Consider the following 5,173-nt stretch of genomic DNA (forward strand, 5'->3'; position numbering starts at 1 on the left):
CAAGGTGGCCGAGGCGGAGGACGCGCTGGGCCGCGGCGCCACGGAGCTGGACATGGTGGCGCAGATCGGCAAGATCAAGGAGGGCGACTGGGCAGGCGTGGCTGACGACATCCGCGAGCTCGCAGGCGTGGCGCGGGGCCGAGCGCTGCTGAAAGTCATTCTCGAGACTGCCGCGCTCGAGCCGATGGAGACCATCAAAGCGGCCGCTCTCTGCCGCGAGGCTGGTGCGGACTTCGTCAAGACATCGACGGGCTTTCACCCGGCCGGCGGCGCCACTCCGGAAGCCGTGGCCCTGCTCCGGCTCGCCGTGGGCAGCGAGCTGGGGGTCAAGGCGGCGGGCGGCATCCGCACGTGCGAGGACGCGCTGCGCATGATTGCTGCCGGCGCGACCCGGCTGGGCACCTCGAGCGGCGTCGAGCTGGTCAACTGCTACGGCCACCTCGCCCCACCCATCGAGCAGGCCGTGCAGCAGCTCGGTTATCGGCCGCCGCCCGCCCCTGCCGCCGCGGCGGCATACTTAGTAGAACTTCCCTGCTAGCATTCTTTACTGGAGACGGACGATGAGGTCCACGCGCCGCCCGGCTGTCTACGCCCTCTGGTTCGGCGCCGCGCTGCTGCTTGGCGCCGGTCTCAGCACCAGACTCGAACGCGCCCAGGCGCAGCAGGCGCCGGCGCCGGCGGGTTCGACGGGGGCCGCCGCGGCCGCGCCGGCCCAGCCGAGCGTCGTCCAGCCGGCCCAGGCCCGGCCGGGGGCCGGCCCGGCCGCGGAGGCAGTGCGCCGCGCCCGCGCCGAGGTGGCCACGCCCTGGACCGGCCGGCTCGTCTCCCTCCTCGGAATGGTGGTGCTGCTCGGCCTCGGCTGGCTGCTCAGCGTGGACCGGCGCGTGATCGCCTGGCGGGTCATCCTCTGGGGCACCGGGCTCCAAATCGTGTTTGCCCTCTTCATCCTCAAGACGCCGCTGGGCGTGAGGATCTTCTCCTGGATCAACGGCGTGATTGTCGCACTGCTCGGCTTCACGGTGCAGGGCGCGCAGTTCCTGTTCGGCAACCTGGTGTGGAACACCGTGCCGGTGGGCAGTGGGCAGGCGGCGAGCAATGCCCCGATCCAGGCGATGCCGGGTATGGTGGCGCAGACGGGGGCGTTTTTCGCCTTCAATGTGCTGCCCACCATCATCTTCTTTTCCTCGCTCATGACCCTGCTCTACCACCTGGGCGTCATGCAGGCCGTGGTCCGGGGCGTAGCCTGGGTCATGCTGCGCACCATGCGCACCTCGGGCGCCGAGACGCTATCGGCGTCGGGCAACATCTTCCTGGGGCAGACGGAAGCGCCGCTCATGATCAAGCCGTTCGTGGGCGGCATGACCATGTCCGAGCTGATGGCCGTCATGACCGGCGGCTTCGCCACGGTCGCGGGCGGAGTGATGGCCGCCTATGTCGGCATGCTGATCGCCTTCTTCCCGGACATTGCCGGCCACCTCCTGGCCGCCAGCGTCATGTCCGCGCCGGCGGCGCTGGTCTTCGCCAAGCTGATGTACCCGGAACGGGAGGAGCCCGTGACCCGTGGCACGCTGCGCGTGCAGGTCGCCTCGCCCGATGCCAATGTCATTGACGCGGCGGCGCGGGGCGCGGGCGAGGGGTTGACCCTGGCGCTCAATGTGGGGGCCATGCTCCTCGCCTTCATTGCACTGCTCGCCGTGTTCAACGCGGTGCTCGGCCTGGTCAGCGACGCCGTGCAACTGACGGAGCTGCTGCGCGGCTGGGGATGGCTCGGGGCGGGGGAGCGGCTGACACTCGAGACGCTGCTGGGATGGCTGCTCGCTCCGCTCGCCTGGCTCATGGGCGTGCCCTGGAAGGATGCCGTCGCGGTGGGCGAGCTGCTGGGCATCAAGACCGCGGTCAACGAGTTCGTCGCCTACCTCGGCCTGGCAGTCAAGCTCTCCGCCCCCGACGCCGAGCTTTCTGCGCGCTCCGTGATCATTGCCACTTACGCGCTGTGCGGCTTTGCCAACTTCAGCTCGATCGGCATCCAGATCGGCGGGATCGGCGGCATGGCGCCCTCCCGGCGCAGCGACCTGGCTCGCCTGGGGCTCCGAGCCATGATCGCCGGCACGCTGGCGGCGTTCATGACTGCGACCATTGCCGGGATGATCGTATGAGCGGCCGCCAGGTGCCGTGACGGAAACGCTGGCCTACCTGCGGGAGCGCCTGACCCGCCGCCCCCGCGCGATGCTGATCCTGGGCTCCGGGCTCGGCGGCCTGGCGGACGACCTCGAGCAGCCCGTCCGCTTGCCCTTCGCCGAGATCCCCGGCTTTGCGCGCGCGCAGGTCGAGGGGCACGCCGGCGCACTCGTGGCCGGCCGGCTCGAGGGCGTGGAATGCGTCGTCCTCCAGGGCCGCTATCACGTGTACGAGGGCCACCCGCCGGAGGCGGTCGCGCTGCCAGTTCGCGCCCTGGCCGCGCTCGGCGCCCGCACCCTCATCGTGAGCAGCGCCGCCGGCGCGCTGAACCCCGCCTTCCGCGCCGGCGACCTCATGATCCTGGCGGACCATATCAATCTCATGTGGCGGAACCCGCTGATCGGGCCCGTCATCCCTGGCGACGAGCGGTTTCCGGACATGTCCCGCCCCTTCGACCCGGAGCTGCGGGCAGTCGCCGAGCGCGTGGCCGAAGAACGCGGAATCCGGGTGGTCCGGGGCGTGTACTGCGCCGTGAGCGGTCCCAGCTACGAGACGCGGGCAGAAATCCGCATGCTGCGCCGATTCGGCGCCGATGCCGTGGGGATGAGCACTGTGCCGGAGGTGCTGGCAGCCCGCGCCATGGGTGTGCGCGTCCTCGGCATCTCGCTGATCAGCAATCTGGCTGCGGGTCTGCATGCCGGCCCACTCGAGCACGCCGAGGTGATCGCCGCTGGCGCGGAGGCGCGAGGCCGCTTCGCCGACCTGGTGCGCGGCGTGATCCGCGAGCTGCCGCTGCTGCTCGAAGTGGAAATGGATTGACTCGCGGATGGATTGACTCGCGCCTTGCCCCGAGTCCCACACCAGCGCAAATTTGTTCGCCGGACCTGGTTTCCAAGTTCCATCCTGACCGATCTGGCTATGGCCTTTGACGCGAATCGACCCCAGTTTCGTGGCATCATCATGCCGCGTGGCGGCCCTCGGCGCCCTGAGCTATGGGTGAAGGGCGCGGCAGAATGCTTGGTGGGGCCAACATGAAAGATGGAGAGCTGGTCCGACAGTGGGCGATCGCGGTCGCGCTGCTGCTCGCGGCGGCTTGCGAGCGGGGGCAGCAGCCCGCGCCGGGCGGCGGCGACGGCGCTCCCGTAAGTGGGGGCACGCTGGTGATCGCGGGCCAGCATGACCTGGACTACGCGAACTCGCTGGTCGCGCAGGAGAGCTACACGCAGGAGATCAACCGCTTCCTGCTTTTCCTGCCCCTGCTCCGCTACAACGTGGAGTCTGGCTACGAGCCGTATCTGGCGCGCTCCTGGGAGCTGATGGGCGACACTCTGGCGGTTTTCCGCCTGCGCGACGACGTCTTCTGGCACGACGGCGTGCGCACCACTGCCTCGGATGTGGCGTTCACCTATCAGCGAGTGAAGGACCCGGCCACGGCGTTTGCCAACGCCAGCTTCTTCGAGGACTGGGGCGCGGTCGAGGTCGTGGATTCGCTGACCGTTCGATTCCGCTTCCGGCCGCACGCGGATCCGCTGGCCGGTTGGCCCCTCCTCCCCATCGTGCCCCGCCACCTGCTGGAATCGATTCCGCCAGCGCAGATGCGGCAGGCGCAGTTCAACAAGAGTCCGGTGGGCAACGGCCCGTTCCGCTTCGTCTCGTATCAGGCGAACGACCGCTGGGTGTTCGAGGCGAATCCAGACTTTCCCGCGGAGCTGGGTGGGCGTCCCTATCTCGACCGGGTAGTCTGGCGCGTAGTGCCGGAGAGCCCGGCCCAGGTGACGGAGATCCAGACGGGCGGCGCGGATCTGAGCCTGACCCCCAGCATCGAGCTGGCCCGGGCGGCGGACCCGGATCCCCAGGTCCGATTGTTGATCCGGCCCACACGACGCTACGCTTTCATTGGCTGGAACGGCAAGCGGCCGCCGCTAGGCGACGCGCGGGTGCGCCGTGCCCTCAGCATGGCGATGGACCGCAAGAAGATCCTGGAATCGTTGCGCCACGGCTACGGCGACCTGGCCATCGGGCCGATCCCGCCCTACCACTGGGCGTACGCCCGCGAACTCGAGCCGCTGCCCTTCGACACCGCGGCTGCGCGCGCCCTCCTCGTGGAAGCTGGGGTGACTGATCGGGACGGCGACGGCCTGCTGGAAGACCCGGCGGGCAAGGATTTCGCCCTGACGCTCAAGGTGCCGGCGGGCAATGACTTCAACCGCAACACGGCGGAGTTGATCCGCGCGGACCTGGCGCGCCTGGGCATCAAGGTCACGACCCGCCCTACCGAGCTCAATACCTTGATCGCGGACATCAGCTCGCCCGAGCGACGCTTCGACGCGGTGCTGCTGGGGTTCGAGAGCGACCCGCGCGTGAACGTGCGGGACCTCTTCCACTCCTCGGCCCTGTCCGGCCCCTTCCAACTGTCCTCCTACCGCAACCCTGAGGTGGACCGGATCCTGGACCAGGCGGGGAGGCTGACGGACCGGGAGGCGGCGCGGCCGCTGTGGCAGCGCTTCCAGCACATCATGCTGGAGGAGCAGCCCTGGACTTTCCTCTACTACTACCCGGAGATCCACCTGATCCGCGAGCGGGTGCGCGGCGTGCAGATGGACATCCGCGGCGCGTTCGTCACGCTCCCCCGGTGGTGGATCACGGAGCAGCCGCCGCAGGCGGCGCAGCCGCGGAGCGGGGGCGATGAGTAGTGGTAGAATTCACCCGTACGGCGGCGCCAATGCGGCCGTATTTGCGGATTCGACTACTTAGGTGGGCGCGCGGGCGCTTAGCGCTGCCGGCCGCTGGGCACGAAGTGGTTGAGCGGGCCGTGACCGGAGCCGAGTCCCGGCGCCTCCGCAATCGCACGGCGCACGAACTCCAGCGCTTCCTCCACCGCCTCGAGCGCCGGCCGGCCGTGCGCCAGCCCGGCCGCAATGGCAGCGGAAAGCGTGCACCCGGTCCCGTGCGTGCTCCGGCCCGGCAGCCTGGGGCGCCTCCAGCTCCGTAGCTC

Annotated in this window: 5 protein-coding genes; 4 read left to right on the forward strand and 1 reads right to left on the reverse strand. The window is 69.7% G+C overall.

Annotated elements, in window-relative coordinates; all coding sequences use genetic code 11:
• The 4 genes from deoC to HY703_07360 all read left to right on the forward strand — a co-directional run.
• Window positions 1-538, forward strand: a 538-nt coding sequence (gene deoC / locus HY703_07345) for a deoxyribose-phosphate aldolase (GenBank protein MBI4544990.1), incomplete at its 5' end; no start/stop codon positions are given.
• A gap of 298 nt (window positions 539-836) precedes the next feature.
• On the forward strand, window positions 837-2,156 hold the full coding sequence (locus HY703_07350; GenBank protein ID MBI4544991.1) for a NupC/NupG family nucleoside CNT transporter: 1,320 nt from the start codon (window positions 837-839) through the stop codon (window positions 2,154-2,156).
• Window positions 2,157-2,172: 16 nt separating this feature from the next.
• Complete coding sequence (locus HY703_07355) at window positions 2,173-2,997, forward strand: purine-nucleoside phosphorylase (GenBank protein ID MBI4544992.1); 825 nt, start codon at window positions 2,173-2,175, stop codon at window positions 2,995-2,997.
• Between the two features lie 212 nt (window positions 2,998-3,209).
• Window positions 3,210-4,871 carry a hypothetical protein gene (locus tag HY703_07360; GenBank protein ID MBI4544993.1) on the forward strand — a complete coding sequence of 554 codons (1,662 nt, stop codon included), beginning with the start codon at window positions 3,210-3,212 and terminating at the stop codon, window positions 4,869-4,871.
• 77 nt (window positions 4,872-4,948) lie between these two features.
• Here HY703_07360 and HY703_07365 read toward each other — a convergent pair.
• Window positions 4,949-5,173: bifunctional hydroxymethylpyrimidine kinase/phosphomethylpyrimidine kinase (locus HY703_07365; GenBank protein MBI4544994.1), on the reverse strand; the 225-nt coding region annotated here is incomplete at its 5' end.

The organism is Gemmatimonadota bacterium, assembly GCA_016209965.1.
In the GTDB taxonomy this organism is placed as follows: domain Bacteria; phylum Gemmatimonadota; class Gemmatimonadetes; order Longimicrobiales; family RSA9; genus JACQVE01.

Coding starts and splice junctions, on each gene's coding strand:
- HY703_07350 (MBI4544991.1), top strand. CDS start 837: ATGGTGGTGCTGCTCGGCCTCGGCTGGCTGCTCAGCGTGGACCGGCGC.
- HY703_07360 (MBI4544993.1), top strand. CDS start 3,210: ATGAAAGATGGAGAGCTGGTCCGACAGTGGGCGATCGCGGTCGCGCTG.